This is a genomic window from Pseudoxanthomonas spadix (assembly GCF_003703395.1).
Lineage (GTDB): Bacteria > Pseudomonadota > Gammaproteobacteria > Xanthomonadales > Xanthomonadaceae > Pseudoxanthomonas_A > Pseudoxanthomonas_A spadix.
In genome coordinates, this window is the sequence record NZ_RDQN01000002.1 from 1 (window position 1) to 18,956 (window position 18,956).

The window sequence follows — 18,956 nt, forward strand, 5'->3', positions numbered from 1 at the left end:
GGAGAGAGCCGCCTCGATCCTGCCCACGCTTGTGAAGTTCGAGCTTGAGCTCGTTCAACTGTTCGGGCTAGGGACGAGGTCGATGTGCGGCGGCCCGGGCTCCTACACGTGCTTGGCAACACTGCGCCCCATCGGCCTGCCGCACATCGCTCTCCACCCAAACTCTAGACCTTCGCGCAGACACAAGCGCACCGCAGGGGCGCGATGGGGCTCTGCCAGGAAAGCCCCTCGCGCCCCTTGCGGTGCGCTCCTACCCAACCCGAGAAAGATGTCCATGCCCCAGAACGAACACAAGCGCCTGGCCGCCGAGAAAGCCATGGATTACCTCCAAGACGGCATGATCGTCGGGGTGGGCACCGGCTCGACCGTGGCCTGGTTCATCGATGCACTGGGCCGCGAACCGGGCCGCATCAAGGGCGCGGTGTCCAGCTCCGAGCAGAGCACCCAGCGGCTGAAGTCGCATGGCATCGAGGTGCTGGACCTCAACTACGCCGGCACCCTGTCGCTGTATGTGGACGGGGCCGATGAGTGCGACCCGCACAAGCGCCTGATCAAGGGCGGTGGCGCGGCGCTCACCCGCGAGAAGATCATCGCCCAGGCCAGCCGGCAGTTCGTGTGCATCATCGATGCCAGCAAGCAGGTGCCGGTGCTGGGCAAGTTCCCGCTGCCGGTGGAAGTGATTCCGATGGCGCGCAGCCTGGTGGCGCGCGAGATCCTGACGCTGACCGGCGGGCAGCCGGTCTGGCGCGACGGGGTGACCACCGACAACGGCAACCTGATCCTGGACGTGCACAACCTGACCATCACCGATCCGGTGGCGATGGAAACCGCGCTCAACCAGATCCCCGGCGTGGTCACCGTGGGCCTGTTCGCCCGTCGCCCGGCCGACGTGGTGATCGTCGGCGGCGACACGATCCAGGTGCTGTAACCGGCTTCGGTCCCTCCACGCGCCGCCATTGAAGGAAACGCCCATGTCCGCACGCTGCCTTGCCCTCACCGCCCTGCTGCTGGTCAGTGCCAGCGCCTGCGCACGCACGCCGTGGGTGGAGCTGGACGGCCACCGCTACAGCATCGAGATCGCCGACGAGCAAGCCGAGCGCCAGCGCGGGCTGATGTTCCGCGAGCAGATGGCCGCCGACCACGGCATGCTGTTCATCCACGAGCAGGAAGAACCGCTGGCGTACTGGATGAAGAACACCCGCATCCCGCTGGACATCCTGTATTTCGACCACGACCTGAAGCTGGTCTCGCAGCAGCGCAACGTGCCGCCGTGCACTGCCGGTGATGCCTGTCCCAGCTACCCCAGCAACGCCCCGGCGCTGTACGTGCTGGAACTCAACGCCGGCCAGGCGGCCGCGCTCGGCGTGGAAACCGGCGATACGCTGGAGGTGGATCCCAAGGTCGCGTTGAAGGCCAAGGCGCCGTAGCACGCCAGGGCTTGATCGGGCGCCCGAATCCCTGCAGTCTTGGGTCATGGGGGCGCGACTGACATTGCCGGCGTGGAGCGAGTTGGCCAGCCAGGCCGACGAGGCCGTGCCGCTGCTGGGCACCGCGTTGCTGATCGCGCGCGATGAGTATCCCGAGCTGGATGCGGACCTGTACGAGGCGCTGGTGCAGGGTCATGTCGAGCACCTGCGCCAGGAGACCGACCGGATCGACGCCTGGCCGCTGAAGATGGCGGCCATCAACCGGCATCTGTTCGAGGAGCTGGGCTACGCCGGCGACCACGACCAGTACTACGATCCGCGCAACAGCTACCTCAACGAGGTCTTCGAGCGGCGCCTGGGCAATCCCATTTCGCTGGCGGTGGTGCAGATCGAAGTCGCGCGCCGGCTGGGCGTTCCGCTGGACGGGGTGTCTTTTCCCGGACACTTCCTGGTGCGCCTGCCGGTGGATGACGGGATCCTGGTGATGGATCCGTTCAACGGCGGTCGCCCGCTGGGTGCCGACGAACTGCGCGAACGGGTCAAGCCGCACCTGGGTGGCGATGTGCCCGACGACAACGCCCTGCTGCAGATCCTCGATCCGGCCCCGCACCGCGCGATCCTGGTGCGCGTGCTGCGCAACCTGTACGGCGTCTACGCCGAGCGCGAGGAATGGGACCGTGCCGCACGCAGCGCCGACCGGGTGCTCAAGCTGGTGCCCGACCAGCCCGATGCGCTGCGCGACCGCGGCCTGGCCTACCTGAAGATCGACTACCGCCGGGGCGCGCTGGCCGACCTGTCGCGCTACCTGCACCTGGCGCCCAGGGCCGCCGACGCCGAAGCCATGCGCCAGTCCCTGATCGGGCTCAACCTGGGCCGCACCCACACGCACTGAACTTCAGCGCCTGGCCGGGCCCTGCGTTGCCGGCCGCAGGTCCTGCGCCAGCATCGCCATCGTGCGGGCCAGCGCACCACGGCCGCGTTCGACCAGCAGCCGGCCTTCTGCGGCCATGTGCGCGCGGCGCGCGCGGTCGGCCAGCAGCGCCTGGATCATCGTGCCCACCTCCTCGGCGTTGCGGCCGATCTCCAGCGCCCCGGCCTCGCGCAGGCGGCGCGCGATTTCGACGAAATTGTGCAGGTGCGGACCGGTGACCATCGCCGTGCCCACCGCGGCCGGCTCGAGCAGGTTGTGTCCGCCGATGGCCTGCAGGCTGCCGCCGACGAAGGCCACCTCCGCGCAGGCGTAGAAGGGCATCAGCTCGCCCAGCGTATCGAGCACGAACACCGCATCGCCGGCTTGCGGCCAGCCGGCGCTGCTGCGCCGTCCCACCTGCCAGCCGGTGGACCTGGCCAGTTCCACCACGCGGCCGAAGCGCTCGGGGTGGCGCGGCGCCCACACCATCAGCAGGTCGGGAAAGCGCGCCAGCAGCCGCTGGTGGATCTCCACCACCAGCGCTTCCTCGTCCGGATGGGTGCTGGCCGCGATCCACACCGGGCGCGAGCCGACGTGTTGGCGAAACTGTGCGACCAGCGCCTCCAGTCCGGCGGGCACGGCGATGTCGAACTTCAGGTTGCCGGTGTCCACGATCGCCTCCGGCGCCGCCCCCAGTTGCACGAAGCGCTCGCCGTCGGCCACCGACTGGGCGCCGATCCGGTGCACGCTGGCCACCACGCGCCGGATCAGCGGCGCCAGCACCCGATAGCCGCGCAGCGAGCGCGCCGACAGCCGCGCGTTGAGGATATAGCTGCGGATGCCGCGCGCCTTGCAGCCCAGCAGCAGGTTGGGCCACAGCTCGGTTTCCATCACCAGCGCCACCCCGGGGCGGAAATGGTCCAGGAATCGCCCGACCGCGCCAGGCAGGTCATAGGGCGCGTACACATGCAGCAGCGAATCACCCCACAGCGCGCGCACGCGGTCCGAACCGGTGGGGGTGATGGTGGTGATCAGCAGCTGCAGGTGCGGATGGTCGCGGCGCAGCGCATCGACCACCGGCGCGGCGGCATTGACCTCGCCCACCGACACCGCATGCACCCACACATCCACCTGGTGCGGCGCACCGCGCCAGGCCGCGTAGCGCTCGCCCCAACGCTGGAAATAGCCCGGTACGCGGAAGCCGCGCCAGATCAGGTGGTAGACCGTGGCCGGCGTCAGCACGTAGAGCACGGCCGAATACAGGGCACGCAACCAGGTTTCAGTCAGGTCACGACGCATTGCGCGCAAGGATACGAAAAAGGCGGCTGCCAAGGGCATGGCATCGCTCCCGGCAGGGTCGCGGGTTGGACCTGAAGGCCTGATGCGAGCGGCCGGTGATGTGGTGACACGCCCTACAATGCCGGCATGACCGATCGCCCCGCACAGGCCGCTGCGCGCCAGGCCACGCCCTTCGATCCCGGCCCTGCGCCGATCCAGCCCTCGACCTGGCCGGTCTGGTTGGGCGTGGGCGTTGCCGCGCTGGCCGCGCGCCTGCCGTGGCCGGCCCAGCGCGCGCTGGGCCGGCCACTTGGCGCGGTGCTCAAAGTGGTGCTGGGCACGCGCCGCAAGGTGGCTGCGCGCAACCTGGCGCTGTGTTTCCCGGACATGTCCACCGCCGAGCGTGCACGCCTGCTGGACCAGGCCTTCACCGCGCTGGGGGTGGGGCTGTTCGAGTTCGCCCGCGCCTGGTGGGGCGATGTGGCGCCGATGCGCAAGGGCCTGCGCGTGGAAGGCCTGGAGCACCTGAAAGCGGCGCAGGCGGGCGGACGCGGGGTGATCGTGATCTCCGGCCACTTCACCACCCTGGAGCTGTCGGCGCGGCTGATGTGCGATTACGCGCCGCTGGCCGGCATGTACCGCCCGCATGCGACCAGCGCGATGGAATGGGCGGTCAAGCGCGGCCGGCTGCGCTATGCCACGGCGATGTTCGGCCGCGACGAACTGCGCCCGGCGCTCAAGCACCTCAAGCAGGGCGGGCTGCTGTGGTTCGCACCCGACCAGGACACGCGCCGCGGGGAGAGCGTGTTCGTGCCGTTCTTCGGCCGGCCCGCCTACAGCCTGACCTCCACCCACCAGCTGGCGCGGTTGTCCGGCGCGGCGGTGGTCACCTTCGCCCACGAGCGCCGACCCGATGGCGGCTACACCCTGCGGCTGTCGCCGGCGCTGGAGGATTTCCCGTCCAATGACGCCACCGCCGACACCGCGCGGGTGATGGCGGCGATCGAGGCGATGGTGCGCGCGGTCCCGGCGCAGTACCTGTGGATCCACCGGCGCTTCAAACGCCAGCCCGAGGGGCGAGGACAGCTGTACAGATAATCATCGTGGGGCCGCTGGTAGGAGCGGACCGCAGGGCCGCGAGAGGCTTCACCGGGAAAGCCCATCGCGCCCCAAGGTGCGCTCCTACAGGTAGGGCGAAACCTCGCCTTCAGGGCGGGTCTTGAAGCGCCGGTGCCACCACAGGTACTGCGCGGGCGCCTGGCGGATCGCCGCTTCCAGTTCGCGCATGTAGCGCGCGGCGAAGGCGGCCGGGTCCTGGCCACTGGACTCCGGCCACGGCGCCTCCACGCGCACGCGGTAACGGCCATCGGCCAGGCGCTGGCACCAGTACGGCACGATCGCCACGCCGGCCCGGCGCGCCAGCTCCGGCGGCGTGGTCAGGGTGGCTGCCTGGACCCCGAAGAACGGCACGAAGGCGCTGTTGTAGGTGAAGTTCTGGTCGGCCAGGTAGACCACCAGGCGGCCGCGCGACAGCGCGCGCAGCAGGCCGCGCACGTCCTTCTTGCCGATCACCTCGGCGAACACCTGCCGCCGGCCGGCCTGCATGAACCGCTCGCCGCAGTTGCCGCCCACGCGCCGGACCATGCACGACAGCGGCTGGCCCAGCGCCTGGCCCAGCAGGCGCGCGCCCAGGTCCATGTGCGGAAAGTGCGCGGTGAGCAGCAGCACGCCCCGGCCCTGCGCCTGGGCTGCGCGCAGATGGTCCAGGCCTTCGATCTCGGCCAGCCCGGCCAGCGCCGATGAAGGTGCGTACCAGGCCCGGGCCATCTCCAGCAGGCCAACGACGCTGGCACGGGTGTTGGCGCGGACCAGGGCCTGGCGCGCGGTAGCGTCCAGTTCCGGGAAGCACAGCGCCAGGTTGATGCGGGCGATGCGCCGGCGACTGGCCAGCAGCGGCGTCAGCAGCCAGGCCAGCGCCGCGCCCAATGCCAGCAACCGTCGCTGCGGCAGCCGGGCGATGCGCCCACAGGCCCAGCGCAGCGGCGCGGCCAACCAGCAGCCTGGCTCAGGGGGCGAGGGCATCGTGGCGGGCCAGCAGGCTGCCGGAATAGAGCGCGGCCAGCAGCAGGGTCAGCCCGCCCCAGAACGTGGAATAGAAGGCCAGATGGGTGTTGAACGGGAACACCGTCACTGCCAGCGCCAGCATCGCCGGCCGCGCACGCTCGCGTGCCTGCGGCGGCGCATAGCGCCAGGCGCGCCAGGCCAGCGCCGCGCCGGCCAGCCACAGCAGCAGGCCGACCACGCCGGTCTCGGCCAGGATCTCCAGCACGATCTGGTGCGCATGCAGCGCCGGGCCGTGGCCCCAGGCCGGAGCGACGGCCGGGGTGGGATCGCACTGGGGAAACACGTCGCGGAAATTGCGCGCCCCCACCCCGTTGATGGGGTGCTCGCCGATCATGCAGCCGGCGGCCTGCCAGATGCGCGCGCGCCCGGACAGGGCGACATCCAGGCCGGCCTCGTCGGCGGCCATCGCCGCGGTGGTCAGCTGCACCCGCCTGGCCAGCTGCGGCGAGGCCAGCGCCAAGCCGACCAGCAGGATCGCGGCGCTGGCGAACACGCCCAACAGCTGTTTCCAGCCCAGCAGGCGCCAGCCGGAAAACACCAGCACCAGCGCATAGGTGAGCCAGGCCGCGCGCGCGCCGGCCAGCAGGATCACGATGCCGATCGCAGCGGCGGCGAGCAGCCAGCCGACCAGGCCGAAGCGGCGCCCGGCCGAGAACAACCCGAACGGCGACAGGCTCGCCAGCACCAGGCCGAGCTTGAGGTTGCACGGCCCCAGAAAGCCGCTGAGCCGATCGACCGAGGCCGCTTCTGCGGCCGAACACATCGAGTGGCCGCTGATGGCCTGCTTGAGCATGTCGATGCCGAAGAACAGCGGGCTGGTGCCTGACACCACCTGGGCCAGGGCGTCGGCCGTCCACACCGCCACGATGATCGCCAGGCCGCCGAAGGTGATCCGGCGGCCGCGTTCGTTGGCTACCGCCGAGGCGACCAGCCACAGGAACGGCAGGTAGCGCAGGTCGGTGGCGGCCTCGCCCCAGGCCCGGCCATGGTCGAGCGCATCGAAGGCCGAGATCAGTTCCGGCATCCAGTAGGCGAAGAACATCACGCTGGTCAGGGCCCAGGCCTGGTTGCTGAGCAGCTGCTCGCCACCGCGGAACCGGCGCAGGACCAGCTGGAACAACGCCGCCAGCGCGCCCAGCGCCAGCACCCCTTCGGCATAGCCCGGCGCCGGCCACAGCGCCACGAACAGCAGGATCCACGCCGGTGCCCAGCGCCAGCCTTCGGCGCGCGGTGCAGGGCGGAATTCGGCAGCAGGCAGGCTCATGGGCGGGCAAGTTCCTGGTAGAGCGACAGCGTGGCGGCCTGCATGGCCGCCAGCGTGTAGGGCATGGTAGCCGGCGGGGCGGGCGGGGCGGCCAGCAGCGCGCGGGCGGTGCCGGCCAGCGCGACTTCATCGAACGGGGCCACCGCGCCGCACGGCTGCAGCTGCGCCAGCAGTTCGCCGACCCCGCCATGGGCCCAGCCCAGCACCGGCCGGCCCACCGACAAGGCCTCGATCACGGTGCGGCCGAACGACTCGGGCTTGCGCGAGAGCTGCAGGACCAGATCGCTGGCGGCATAGGCCTGGACCATCTGCGCGGTCGGCGCGGTGAAGGCCACCGCATCGGCGATGCCCAGCCCGGCGGCCAGCGCCTGGAGCTCGGCGATGTAGGCTTCGCGCCCGGGCTGGCGTGCGCCGGGCAGCCACAGGCGCGCATCCAGGCCATCGCCGCGCAGGGCCGCAAGCAAGCGCAGGCCATCGGCATGGCCTTTCAGGCGCGTGCCGCGGCCCGGCAGCAGCAGCAGCGGGCCGGCGCCATCGAGTTGCGGGAATCGTTCGGCAACCTGGCTGCGCATGCCCGGATCAGGCCACGGCCTGCGTGGGAATTGGGTGGGATCCAGCCCGCGCGCAATCACCCGCAGGCGTGCCGGATCGGTCCCGGGATAATGCTCGAGCACATGCCGGCGCACGGTCTCGGACACGCAGATCACCCGCTCGCCGCCGGTCATGATGGCGCTGTAGCGCCCGGGCGAATTGAGCCCGTGCACGGTGGTGACCCAGTGCGGCCGCGCCTGCGCGGGCAGGCTGCGCAGCGCGGCCCAGCCCAGCCAGGCCGGCAGCCGCGAACGCGCATGGACGATGTCCGGCCGCTCGCGTTGCAACAGCCGGCGCAGCGGCAGCAGCTGGCCGAGCGTGCGCGGCGACTTGCGGCCGATGTCCAGGGTCACATGGACCGCGCCGCAGGCTTCCAGGGTCGGCACCAGCCGCCCACCGGCCGAGACCACGATGGCCCGGTGTCCGGCCGCGACCAGCGCCGCGGCGATCTCCAGGGTGGAACGCTCGACGCCGCCGGACTGCAGCGCCGGCAGCAGTTGCACCACCGTCAGCCGGCGATGCACTGCCGCGGACTGCTCAGTCGGCAAGGACGAAGTGCGCGCCGCAGTACGGGCAGTCGGCCTCGCCGTTGGGCTCGTCTTCGATGGGCAGGTAGACCCGCGGATGCGAGTTCCACAGCGCCATCGACGGCAGCGGGCAGCTCAGCGGCAGGTCGGCGCGGGTGACGGTGTAGCGCTTTTCGGCATTGGCCGGCGCGGTGGCGATTTGGCTCATGGCGGTGGATGCACGCAGACCGTGGGAGCGCGCAAGTCTAACAGCCAGACCCGCCCGTTCTAAGCATCCACGCGCCTGTGTCCACGCGTCCCGACCCCGGGGCACGTGGGCGCCGCCATGGCGGCGATGTCGATGTGGCACGCCACGAAAACGCCCTTGGCCGCCGTGGCGGCTCCCGCCTTGCCGATCAGCGCGCGGCCAGCCAGGCGCGCAGGGCCTGCTCTAGGCGCCAGAGGCCTTCGGCCAGCTCCTCGCCGGTGATGTTCAGGGCCGGCACGAAGCGCAGCACGTCCGGGCCGGCCTGCAGCAGCAGCAGGCCATGGGCGGCGCACTGGTCCAGGATCGCGCCGGCCTGGCCGGCGTATTGCGGACGCAGCACCGCGCCCAGCATCAGGCCGCGCCCGCGCAGCTCGGAAAACAGGCCCAGTTCGGCATCCAGCCGGGCCAGCGCCGCACGCAGGGCCGCGGCCTGGCGCTGGACGTTTTCGGCGATCGCCTCCGAGCCCAGCTTGGCCAGGGCCACGCGGGCCACGGCCGCGGCCAGCGGATTGCCGCCGAAGGTGGTGCCGTGTGCGCCGAACTGCATGACCTCGGCCACGCGCGGGCCGGCCAGCATCGCGCCGATCGGCATGCCACCGCCCAGCGCCTTGGCCAGGGTCACGATGTCCGGGGTCACCCCGTCCTGCCAATGGGCAAACAGTGTGCCGGTGCGGCCCATGCCGCACTGGATCTCGTCCAGCACCAGCAGCGCATCGTGCTTGCGGCACAGCGCCTGGATGGCCTGCAGGTACCCCGGCGCGGCCGGCACCACCCCGCCCTCGCCCTGCACCGGCTCGATCATCACCGCGGCCACGTCGCCGGCCGCCATCGCCGCTTCCAGCGCGGCAATGTCGTTGAAGTCGACGTAGCGGAAACCGCCGGGCAGCGGCTCATAGCCTTCCTGGTACTTGGGCTGGGCGGTGGCGGTGACCGTGGCCAGGGTGCGGCCGTGGAAGCTGCCGCGAAAGGTGACGATCACGCGGTTGTCCGCGCTGCGGCCCTGGTCGGCGGCCCATTTGCGCACCAGCTTGATCGCCGCCTCGTTGGCCTCGGCGCCGGAGTTGCACAGGAACACGCGGCTGGCAAAGCGCGAGGCGTCCACCAGTTCCTGCGCCAGGCGCAGCGGCGGTTCGCTGTAGAAGATATTGCTGGTGTGCCACAGCTTGCCGGCCTGTTCGACCAGCGCGGCGACCAGGTCCGGATCGTTGTGGCCCAGGCTGCACACGGCGATGCCGGCCGACAGGTCCACGTACTGGCGTCCTTCGGTGTCCCACACGCGCACGCCCTGGCCTCGCTCCAGCACCAGTTCGCGCTGGCGGTACACCGACAATGTGTAGCGCTTGGCACAGGCGATGAGCTCGGAAGCGGCGGTCATGAGGGCAAACCCTGGGTGGCAGGCGAGCCTTGCATTGTCGCCCATTGCCGCGGCCGGTGGGTGGCATCACCCTGGCCGCGTCCTGCCGCCGGCCTTGGCCCGCGTCCAGGGCGGGCGGGCATGTGCCGGGATTTCAGGCTGGATGGATCAAGCCGGTGTGAGGTGACGCCTCCACTTCCCTCGCGCCACAATGCCCGGATGCGACTGCTCTCCAATCCCCAGCTCAATCCCGCCTGCGACGCCGGCTGGCGCAGGCGCTGGTTCGACATCATCTACCGCCACGATGATGCGCCTTCGCGCAACTTCGACCTGCTGCTGGTGGTGGCCATCATCGCCAGCGTGGTGGTGATCATGCTCGACAGCGTACAGGACCTGCATCGCCGCCACGCCCAGACGCTGTACGTGATGGAGTGGGTGTTTACCGCGCTGTTCACCGCCGAATACCTGCTGCGGCTGGCGGTGGTGCGCCGGCCGCTGCGCTATGCAACGAGCATCTGGGGGGTGATCGACCTGCTGTCGATCCTGCCCAGCTATGTCTCGCTGCTGGTGCCCGGGGCGCAGAGCCTGCTGGTGGTGCGGGTGCTGCGTATCCTGCGTCTGTTCCGCATCCTCAAGCTGACCCGGTACGTGGAAGAGTCCGGGGTGCTGATGAGCGCGCTGTGGCGCAGCCGACGCAAGGTCCTGGTGTTCATCACCACGGTGCTGACCCTGGTGGTGATCTTCGGCGCGCTGATGTACTTGGTGGAAGGCCCCGAGCACGGCTTCACCAGCATCCCCACCAGCATGTACTGGGCCATCGTCACCATGGCCACTGTCGGCTTTGGCGACATCGCCCCGCAAACCACGCTGGGACGCGCCATCACCTCGCTGCTGATCCTGATCGGCTACAGCATCATCGCCGTGCCCACCGGCATCTATACCGCCGAGCTGGCTGCCGGCCTGCGCGAGGCCGGCAACCCCCACGACCAGCGCGCCTGTCCGCAATGCCGCCTGGAAGGCCACGAACCCGACGCCAGCCACTGCCGCGGCTGCGGCCATGTCCTGCACGCACCGATACCCTGACGGCAGCCGCGCCAGCTTCACCTGCTGCCGGTGCCGATTGCAGGCGCGATGCGGGCGCGCCGGATCGGACATTGCATACGCGCGCCGGCTGCGCTCAGAGGCTGAGAAAAATTCGACCGCCGTAGCGAGAGCGCCGCCAAGCGTTCGTGACAAGGTGCGTTGGGGGCAAATCCGGGGAGTTTGGTGAGCCAAATGACCCGGATTTGCCCGCCGCGCGCCGCCGGCACGGGCGTTTGGCGACGGTCGCAGTAGGCGGGCGATTTTTTCTCAGCCTCTCAGTCCAGGAACAGGTCCGGCAGCAGCGGCTGCGAAGGCTCGACGGCATAGCCGGACAGGTCGGTGATGCCGGCCTGCGCCAGGACCTGGTCATCGATCAGGAACTGTCCACTGAAGCCGGCCGCCTGGCGCACCAGCACCGCGTGCGCCGCATCGGCCATCACCTCCGGCTTGCGGCCGTTGGCCATGGACACGCCGGGGATCATGTTCAGGGCGTCGGTGGCGATCAGGGTGCGCGGCCACAGCCCGTTGACCGCCACGCCCTGCGCGCCGAACTCGGCCGCCAGCCCCAGTGTCACCAGGCTCATCCCCATCTTGGCCAGTGTGTAGCCCAGGTGCGGACCCCACCACTTGGGGTCCAGCGACGGCGGCGGGCACAGGGTGAGGATGTGCGGGTTGGGCGCCTGCAGCAGGTGCGGCAGGCAGGCCTGCGCGCACAGGAAGCTGCCGCGGGCGTTGACCTGCTGCATCAGGTCGAAGCGCTTGATCGGCGTGTCCAGGGTGCCGCGCAGCCAGATCGCGCTGGCGTTGTTGACCAGGATGTCGATGCCGCCAAAGGTGTCCACGGTGGCGGCCACGGCGGCACGCACCTGGTCTTCCTCGCGAATGTCGCATTGCAGGGCCAGGCCCTGGCCACCGGCCTCGGTCACCGCGCGGGCGGCGGTGTGGATGGTCCCCGGCAGCTTGGGGTTGGGCACGGCCGACTTGGCGGCGATGGCCACGTTGGCGCCGTCGCGCGCCGCCCGCAGGGCGATGGCCAGGCCGATGCCGCGCGAGGCGCCAGTGATGAAGAGGGTCTTGCCTGACAAGGTCGTCATGGGGCGTGCCTGGTAGCGCGGGCGCGGGGTTTGGCCGCAGGGGCTGGAAGTCTAACGGCCAGACAGGCGCCGGTTCCTATAATGCCGGCGATGAATTCCTGGTTCGATGGCCTGCTGGACTGGTTCACCGCCCATCCGGTTGCCGCCGGCGCGGTGGTGTTCCTGATCGCATTGTCCGACGCGTTGATCCTGGTCGGGGCAATCGTGCCGGCGCTGCCGCTACTGATCGGCGTGGGCGTGCTGATCGGCCTGGGCCAACTGTCCGGCCCCTACGCAGTCGCCTGCGCGGCGCTGGGGGCCTTCATCGGTGACGGGGTGAGCTTCTGGGTCGGCCGGCGCTGGGGCAGCCAGCTGCGCGGGCACTGGCCCTTCAGCCGTTATCCGCAACTGCTGGAGCGCGGCGAGCGGCTGTTCCGGCGCGACAGCGTAAAGGCCATCTTCGTGGCCCGCTACGTCGGGCCGATCCGGCCGTTCGTGCCGGCCGTGGCCGGGATGTTGCACATGCCGCTGCGGCGCTACCTGCCGGCCAGCGCCGCAGCGGCCCTGTCCTGGGCGGTGCTGTTCCTGCTGCCGGGCTGGGCGCTGGGCCAGGCCTATGACGCGGTGGCCGCGGTGGCCGGGCGCCTGTTGATCGTGCTGGCACTGCTGCTGCTGGTGCTGGCGCTGATCTGGGCGGTGGTGCTGTACAGCTACCGCTGGTTCGCCGCCCATGCCGATGCGCTGCTGGCCCGCGCGCTGGCCTGGTCGCGTGCGCATCCGGTGCTTGGCCGGCATTCGGTGGCCATCTTCGACCCCAACCGCCGGGAAACCGTCCCGCTTGCCCTGCTGGCGGCGGTCTTGCTGGTGTTGGCCTGGGTGCTGTTCGGCTTCCTGGCGCTGGTGGTGGGTCATGGCCAGCCGCTGGCGCTGGACCTGTGGCTGTTCGAAGTGATGCACAGCCTGCGCAACCCGCTGGCCGATCGCCCGCTGGCCGCGCTGGCCGCGATCGGCGACGCCCAGGTGCTCACCCCGGCCACACTGGCGGTGCTGGGCTACCTGGCCTGGCGCAGGCGCTGGCTGGCCGCCGGCCACTGGCTGGCGGCGATCGCCTTCGGCCTGGCCCTGACCGCCTGGCTGGGCGCGGTGATCGACATTCCCAAGCCGCCCACGGTCGCAAGCGGCTTCGGCTTTCCCTCGATCGCGGTGACCATGACCACGATCATCTTCGGCTTCTTCGCGGTGCTGATCGCGCGCGAGCTGCCGGGACGCGACCGGGCCTGGCCATACCTGGTGGCCGGCGCGGTAGTGGCGGTGATCGGCTTTGCCCGCGTCTACCTGGGCGCGCACTGGCTGAGCGATGTGGTCGGCGGGACCTTGCTGGGCGTGGTCTGGCTGTTGATCCTGGGCGTGGCCTATCGCCGGCGCAGCGCGCGCTCGATGTGGGTCAAGCCGCTGGGATGGATGTTCTATGGCGTGTTTGCCCTGGCCGCGCTGTGGCATGGGCCGCGCGCAGTGGACCGCATGCTGTCGCAGTTCGAGGCGCCCATTTCCAGCGCCTCGCAACCTCTGGACGCGTGGTGGAACGAAACCTGGCGCCTGCTGCCGGCCACCCGCAACGAATTCGACGACAAACAGCGCTGGCCGCTGGATGTGCAGCTGGCCGGCCCGCTGCAGCCGCTGGTCCGCAGGCTCCAGGCCGATGGCTGGCGCCTGCAGCCCCAGGCCGGCTGGGAACGCGCCCTGCGGCTGCTCGATGCGGGGGTGCCGCCGCAGCAACATCCGGTGCTGCCGGCCACCCTGGACACGCGCGCCGAGAGCCTGTTGATGCTCAAGCCCGGACCCCGCCCCGACCAGCAGTACGCCTTGCGCCTGTGGGCCACCCCGCTGCTGCTGCAGCCCAACCAGACGCCACTGTGGATCGGCGGTGCGCAGACCCTGCGCCACCAGAGCCTGTTTGGCCTGATCGGGATCTGGCGACCGCTTGCCGATGCCGACGCCTCGCTCGACGTGGTCCGGGCCGGCGCGGGCGACCTGCCGCAGGCGCTGAGTCCGCATCCAGCCACCGGCCTGCCGGTGCTGCGCCTGCGCACCGACCAGGGCGTGCTGGCGCCGGAACCGCAGCGCGTGATGCCGGTGAGGCCGCCGTCTTCGCCGCCCTCGCCCTGATCGGCGACGTCCAGGCGTTGGGCGAAGTCGCCGGTGGGCACTGCGCCGAATCGAGTGGGGCTGCATGGCCCCCGCAGGCAAGCCGCCGCTGCGGCCGGCGCGCAGGCCCGAGGTCAGGCCATCATGGCCAGCAGGCGATCCAGGCGCGCATGCGGGTCGTCTTCCTGCAGCACCGCCAGGCGCTGGGCGTCGCTGAGCGGCAGCAGTTCGGCCAGGCGCCAGCCAACCCAGGACGCACTGTCCAGGTCACTGCTGCGCATGCCGGGCGGGGTCGCACCGGCCTTCTCGAAGATCTTCTCCAGCACCGTGGCCAGCAGGCTGTGCTCGGGGCGCAGTTCGTCGTCTTGCTCGGGTGGGCACCAGTCCACCTCGCCCATCACCACGCCGTTGTCGCGCACGCGCGTGCGCTGCACGTGGAAGCGGCGACCGCCGCGCAGGCGCAGGTTGAGCAGGCCGTCCTCGCCGGTGGCGAAATCCTCGATGGTCGCCTCGGTGCCGTAGGCCGCGGGCGTGGCCGGCCGGCCGCTTTCCTCGCCTTCCAGGATCAGGCACACGCCGAAGCCGCCGCCGCTGCGGCCGCATTCGCGGATCAGGTCCAGGTAACGGCGTTCGAATACACGCAGGCCCAGGCCGGCACCGGGCAACAGCACGGTGTGCAGCGGGAACAGCGGCAGGGTTTCGGAAGCGGGCATGGCGGCAGTGTAAACACGGCCGTGCGGGCGGGCCTGCACACGATTTACACGTCTTGCGGTCAGTCCTGCAGCGCCGCCAGGAAGCGCCGCGGCGCGCCGTCGAAGCCGCCGTTGGACATGAAGACCACCTGGTCGCCGCTGCGCACCAGCGCCCGCAGCGCCGCGATCAGCGCATCGGTGTCGGCCACCGCGCGCGCATCGCCACGCACCTGCGCGATCACCTTGCCCGCATCCCAGGCCAGTTCCGGGCGATGCAGGAACACCACCGCATCGGCGCCGGCCAGCGACGGCGCCAGCGCGTCGGCGTGCGCGCCCAGGCGCATCGAATTGCTGCGCGGCTCCATCGCCACCACGATCCGCGCATCGCCCAGCTTGGCGCGCAAGCCTTCCAGCGTGGCCGCGATTGCGGTGGGATGATGGGCGAAGTCGTCGTACACCGTGACCCCCCCATGGGTGCCGATCACTTCCAGCCGGCGCTTGACGCTGCGAAAGTGCGCAAGCGCGGGCATCACGCTGGCGATCTCCACGCCGACCGCACTGGCCGCGGCCAGTGCGGCCAGGCCGTTGAGCACGTTGTGCCGGCCGACCAGTGGCCAGTGCACTTGACCCAGCTCGACCCCGTTCTTCAGCACTGCAAATGCACTGCCATCGGCGCTGAGCAGGCGCGCACTCCAGTCCAGCGACGCATCGAAGCCAAAGCGCTCCACCGGCGTCCAGCAGCCCATCGCCAGCACCTGGTCCAGGTGCGCATCGGCACCGTTGACGATCAGCCGGCCATTGCCCGGCACGGTGCGCACCAGATGATGGAACTGGCGCTGGATCGCGGCCACGTCCGGAAAGATGTCGGCGTGGTCGTATTCAAGGTTGTTGAGGATCGCCACGCGCGGGCGGTAGTGCACGAACTTGCTGCGCTTGTCGAAGAACGCGGTGTCGTATTCGTCGGCCTCGACCACGAACTCGGCACCCTGTCCCAGCCGCGCCGAGACGCCGAAATCCTCGGCCACCCCGCCGATCAGGAAGCCTGGCGCACGGCCAGCGGCTTGCAGCAGATAGGTCAGGATCGTGGTGGTGGTGGTCTTGCCGTGGGTGCCGGCCACGGCCAGCGTGGTCCGCCCGGGCAGCACGGCATCGCTCAGCCACTGCGCGCCGGAGGTATAGCGGCGGCCGTCGCTCAGGACCGCTTCCACCGCCGCGTTGCCGCGCGAGAGCGCGTTGCCGATGATCACCGCATCGCAGTCGGGCGAAACATTCTGCGGCAGGTAGCCCTGCGCCAGGGCGATGCCCAGCTGCTCAAGCTGGGTGGACATCGGCGGATAGATGGCCTGGTCGCTGCCTTCGACGGTGTGGCCCAGCTCGCGGGCCAGGGCGGCCACCCCGCCCATGAAGGTGCCGGCGATGCCCAGGATATGCAGTTTGCTCATGGGCGCAGATTGTCGCCGATCACGCCGCCGCACACGACCGGCAGACACGAGCAAGGCGCCCGCGGGCGCCTTGCTCGGTCACCGCCTGGCACGGCAGCTCAGGCCTTGGCTGGGGCCAGGGCCTTGATCAGGCGATCGGTGACCTCATCCAACTCGCCCACCCCGTCGACCACGGTCAGGCGGCCCTGCTGCTTGTAGAAGTTGATCACCGGCGCGGTGCTGTCTTCGTACACCTGCAGGCGCTTGCGCACCGACTCGGGATTGTCGTCGGCGCGGCCCTCGGCCTTGGCCCGGCCGGCGATGCGTTCAACCAGCAGCTCGGTCGGCACCTCCAGCTGCACGGCCGCGTCCATCGGCTGGCCAATGCGCTGCAGCAGCTGGCCCAGCGCGTCGGCCTGGGCCAGGTTGCGCGGATAGCCGTCCAGGATGAAGCCATTGGCGACATCGGCCTGCGCCAGGCGCGATTCCAGCATGCCCAGCAGGATTTCATCGGACACCAGGTTACCGGCATCCATCACCGCCTTGGCCTGCTTGCCCAGCTCCGTGCCGGCGGCCACTTCGCCACGCAGCAGGTCGCCGGTGGAGATGTGCGGGACCTTGAGGAAGTCCTTCAGCCGGGTGGCCTGCGTGCCCTTGCCCGAGCCGGGCGGTCCCAGAAGTACCAGTCGCATCGTGTCACTCCAAAGCATTCAATGAGGAAACCGTGGGGAGCGGGCCGGGCTGCCAGCCTGGCGGCGGCGCCGACGCGGCCATCGCATCGATATGGGAAGCTTACCCCATCCGGTCCAGACCCCAAGGCGAGACGATGGTGCAATCCACGCTTCTGTATGCCCAGTCCGGCGGCGTCACCGCCGTGATCAATGCCACCGCTTCTGCCGTGATCAGCGAGGCGAGGCGCCGCAAGGTCAAGGTCCTGGCCGCCCGCAACGGCATCCTCGGCGCGCTGCGCGAGGAACTGATCGATACCTCCAGGGAGTCCATCTCCGCGATCAGGGCGCTGGCCCACACCCCGGGCGGTGCGTTTGGTTCGTGCCGGGTCAAGCTCAAGTCGCTGGACGCCGATCGCGACCGCTATGCGCGCCTGCTGGAGGTCTTCAAGGCGCACAACGTGCGCTGGTTCCTCTACAACGGCGGCAACGATTCGGCCGACACGGCCTGGAAGGTCTCGCAGCTGGCCCAGGCCTTCGACTATCCGCTGACCTGCGTGGGCGTGCCCAAGACCATCGACAACGACCTGGCGGTGACCGATACCTGTCCGGGCTTCGGTTCGGCGGCCAAGTACACGGCCGTGTCGGTGCGCGAATGCGCGCTGGACGTGGCGGCGATGGCGCAGACCTCGACCAAGGTGTTCGTCTACGAGGCCATGGGCCGCCACGCCGGCTGGCTGGCCGCTGCCGCCGGCCTGGCGGGCACAGCGGCCGATGAGGCCCCGCACATCATCCTGTTTCCCGAGCGTGCCTATGACCAGGCCGCGTTCCTGGCCCAGGTCGACAAGGTGGTCAAGCAGGTCGGCTACTGCGTGGTGGTCGCCAGCGAAGGCATCCGCAACGCCGATGGCACTTTCGTGGCCGATGCCGGGGGCGCCGCCGACGCCTTCGGCCATGCCCAGTTGGGCGGCGTGGCGTCGTATCTGGCGGGCACGGTCAAGGCTTCGCTGGGCTACAAGGTGCACTGGGCGCTGCCGGACTACCTGCAGCGCTCGGCGCGGCACATCGCCTCCAACACCGACTGGGCCCAGGCCCAGGCCGTGGGCAAGGCCGCGGTGCAGTACGCGCTGAAGGGCATGAACGCGGTGATGCCGGTGATCGTGCGCAGCGCCGACGCGCCGTACCGCTGGAAGATCGCACCGGCGCCGCTGTCCAAGGTCGCCAACCACGAGAAGACCATGCCGGCCAGCTTCATCCGCAAGGACGGCTTCGGCATCACCGCCAGTGCACGCAAGTACCTGGCCCCGTTGATCAAGGGCGAAGCGCCGCTGCCCTACGGCGCCGACGGCCTGCCCAGATATGTGACGCTCAAGAACGTGGCGGTCAAGCAGAAGCTTCCGGCCTGGGAAGACTGAACAGTTTCACGCCAAGGGCGCAAGCGTGATCGTGCTTGCGCCCTTGGAGCGTCAGCTCAGCGGCAGGCGTTGCCTTCCACTTCCAGCACCGCCGCATAGGCCGGCAGTGCCGCCAGCCTGCCGGCGGCGGCCTGCTGCCTGGCATCTTCCAGATAGATGCGGGCCCGGTCCTGGCCATCGCGCTGCAGGGCCGCTCCGGCCGGCTTGCGCCACACATGCACGACCGCCTGCTGGCCACTGCAGCTGGCCGAAGGCACGCGGATGATGTCGTTGAGCTTCCAGCCCATCGCCGCGCTCGGCTGGATTTTGGCGTCAGCCATGAACACCGCCCGCGCCTGGCAGCTGGGGCTGGTCCGCACCGGCTTCATGTCATAGGGCCTGGCCCGATCGCCGGTGAAGGTGCCTTCCAGCCGGGTGCAGGCCTCGGGAATCTGCCGCAGCGTGTGCACCACGCCCACTGCCTGGGCGATGCCCACCGGGCGCTGGATCTCGGGCTGTTGCTGGGCCAGCGCCGCCAACGGCAACCAGACCAGGCAGGCGAGGGCAAGATGGGCGACATTGACGCACATGGCGATTTCCTGGCGGCTGAAGACGGGCGGGAGGGTGCCACTTTCTTGCTGAACCGGCCGCCTGCGCCGTTGGTCAGCGCGCAAGCCGGGAACGCGAAAATCACGCTGTACTGCCGTTTTTTTTGTGACCGGTTGCAGATGAATCCTGCGTAACAGGGACAAACAGGG

General features: G+C 70.2%; 18 protein-coding genes. 7 read left to right on the forward strand and 11 right to left on the reverse strand.

Annotated features, from left to right (window positions below):
- The first annotated feature begins 274 nt into the window (after positions 1-274).
- From rpiA to D9R12_RS02665, 3 genes are read left to right on the forward strand one after another with little or no spacing between them, the layout of a single operon-like run.
- A complete protein-coding gene (gene rpiA, locus D9R12_RS02655; RefSeq protein WP_122228757.1) occupies positions 275-928 on the forward strand; it encodes a ribose-5-phosphate isomerase RpiA in 654 nt (217 codons plus the stop codon).
- A gap of 43 nt (positions 929-971) precedes the next feature.
- Positions 972-1,427, forward strand: coding sequence for a DUF192 domain-containing protein (locus tag D9R12_RS02660; RefSeq protein WP_122227736.1), 456 nt, complete (start codon positions 972-974; stop codon positions 1,425-1,427).
- A 46-nt stretch (positions 1,428-1,473) separates the two neighbouring features.
- On the forward strand, positions 1,474-2,319 hold the full coding sequence (locus tag D9R12_RS02665) for a SirB1 family protein (protein WP_043290646.1): 846 nt from the start codon (positions 1,474-1,476) through the stop codon (positions 2,317-2,319).
- 3 nt (positions 2,320-2,322) lie between these two features.
- Here D9R12_RS02665 and waaA read toward each other — a convergent pair whose 3' ends face one another.
- A complete protein-coding gene (gene waaA / locus D9R12_RS02670; protein ID WP_122227738.1) occupies positions 2,323-3,636 on the reverse strand; it encodes a lipid IV(A) 3-deoxy-D-manno-octulosonic acid transferase in 1,314 nt (437 codons plus the stop codon).
- Between the two features lie 126 nt (positions 3,637-3,762).
- On the opposite strand from waaA, the gene lpxL reads away from it, so the two are divergent.
- Entirely contained in the window at positions 3,763-4,713 is a 951-nt protein-coding gene (gene lpxL, locus D9R12_RS02675) for an LpxL/LpxP family Kdo(2)-lipid IV(A) lauroyl/palmitoleoyl acyltransferase (RefSeq protein ID WP_122227740.1), read from the forward strand.
- An 84-nt stretch (positions 4,714-4,797) separates the two neighbouring features.
- Here the strand turns inward: lpxL and D9R12_RS02680 are convergent, their stop codons facing one another.
- The 5 genes from D9R12_RS02680 to D9R12_RS02700 form a co-directional block, all read right to left on the reverse strand.
- Complete coding sequence (locus D9R12_RS02680; RefSeq protein WP_122227743.1) at positions 4,798-5,697, reverse strand: lysophospholipid acyltransferase family protein; 900 nt, start codon at positions 5,695-5,697, stop codon at positions 4,798-4,800.
- Positions 5,681-7,003 carry an O-antigen ligase family protein gene (locus D9R12_RS02685; RefSeq protein ID WP_122227747.1) on the reverse strand — a complete coding sequence of 441 codons (1,323 nt, stop codon included), beginning with the start codon at positions 7,001-7,003 and terminating at the stop codon, positions 5,681-5,683. The genes D9R12_RS02680 and D9R12_RS02685 overlap by 17 nt, the downstream gene beginning before the upstream one ends.
- Positions 7,000-8,118 (reverse strand): glycosyltransferase, encoded by a 1,119-nt coding sequence (locus D9R12_RS02690; RefSeq protein WP_014161540.1) that lies wholly within the window; start codon positions 8,116-8,118, stop codon positions 7,000-7,002. The genes D9R12_RS02685 and D9R12_RS02690 overlap by 4 nt, the downstream gene beginning before the upstream one ends.
- A gap of 13 nt (positions 8,119-8,131) precedes the next feature.
- Positions 8,132-8,329, reverse strand: coding sequence for a zinc-finger domain-containing protein (locus tag D9R12_RS02695; protein WP_014161541.1), 198 nt, complete (start codon positions 8,327-8,329; stop codon positions 8,132-8,134).
- Between the two features lie 187 nt (positions 8,330-8,516).
- On the reverse strand, positions 8,517-9,743 hold the full coding sequence (locus tag D9R12_RS02700; RefSeq protein ID WP_122227750.1) for an acetylornithine transaminase: 1,227 nt from the start codon (positions 9,741-9,743) through the stop codon (positions 8,517-8,519).
- 198 nt (positions 9,744-9,941) lie between these two features.
- On the opposite strand from D9R12_RS02700, the gene D9R12_RS02705 reads away from it, so the two are divergent.
- Positions 9,942-10,805, forward strand: coding sequence for an ion transporter (locus D9R12_RS02705; protein WP_014161543.1), 864 nt, complete (start codon positions 9,942-9,944; stop codon positions 10,803-10,805).
- 275 nt (positions 10,806-11,080) lie between these two features.
- Here the strand turns inward: D9R12_RS02705 and D9R12_RS02710 are convergent, their stop codons facing one another.
- Complete coding sequence (locus tag D9R12_RS02710) at positions 11,081-11,899, reverse strand: SDR family oxidoreductase (protein ID WP_122227753.1); 819 nt, start codon at positions 11,897-11,899, stop codon at positions 11,081-11,083.
- 90 nt (positions 11,900-11,989) lie between these two features.
- Here D9R12_RS02710 and D9R12_RS02715 point away from each other — a divergent pair, with 90 nt between their 5' ends.
- On the forward strand, positions 11,990-14,044 hold the full coding sequence (locus D9R12_RS02715) for a bifunctional DedA family/phosphatase PAP2 family protein (protein WP_122227756.1): 2,055 nt from the start codon (positions 11,990-11,992) through the stop codon (positions 14,042-14,044).
- Between the two features lie 113 nt (positions 14,045-14,157).
- Here D9R12_RS02715 and D9R12_RS02720 read toward each other — a convergent pair whose 3' ends face one another.
- From D9R12_RS02720 to D9R12_RS02730, 3 genes are all read right to left on the reverse strand, one after another.
- Positions 14,158-14,736, reverse strand: a complete 579-nt coding sequence (locus D9R12_RS02720; protein WP_014161546.1) for an LON peptidase substrate-binding domain-containing protein — start codon at positions 14,734-14,736, stop codon at positions 14,158-14,160.
- Positions 14,737-14,795: 59 nt separating this feature from the next.
- On the reverse strand, positions 14,796-16,157 hold the full coding sequence (mpl, locus tag D9R12_RS02725) for a UDP-N-acetylmuramate:L-alanyl-gamma-D-glutamyl-meso-diaminopimelate ligase (protein ID WP_122227759.1): 1,362 nt from the start codon (positions 16,155-16,157) through the stop codon (positions 14,796-14,798).
- A gap of 98 nt (positions 16,158-16,255) precedes the next feature.
- Positions 16,256-16,828, reverse strand: coding sequence for an adenylate kinase (locus tag D9R12_RS02730; RefSeq protein WP_014161548.1), 573 nt, complete (start codon positions 16,826-16,828; stop codon positions 16,256-16,258).
- A 134-nt stretch (positions 16,829-16,962) separates the two neighbouring features.
- Between D9R12_RS02730 and D9R12_RS02735 the strand changes: the two genes are divergently transcribed.
- Positions 16,963-18,219: a 6-phosphofructokinase gene (locus D9R12_RS02735; RefSeq protein WP_122227762.1), complete on the forward strand. Its 1,257-nt coding sequence runs from the start codon at positions 16,963-16,965 to the stop codon at positions 18,217-18,219.
- 56 nt (positions 18,220-18,275) lie between these two features.
- On the opposite strand, the gene D9R12_RS02740 is transcribed toward D9R12_RS02735, so the two are convergent.
- Entirely contained in the window at positions 18,276-18,788 is a 513-nt protein-coding gene (locus D9R12_RS02740) for a hypothetical protein (protein ID WP_244671923.1), read from the reverse strand.
- Positions 18,789-18,956 lie beyond the last annotated feature (168 nt).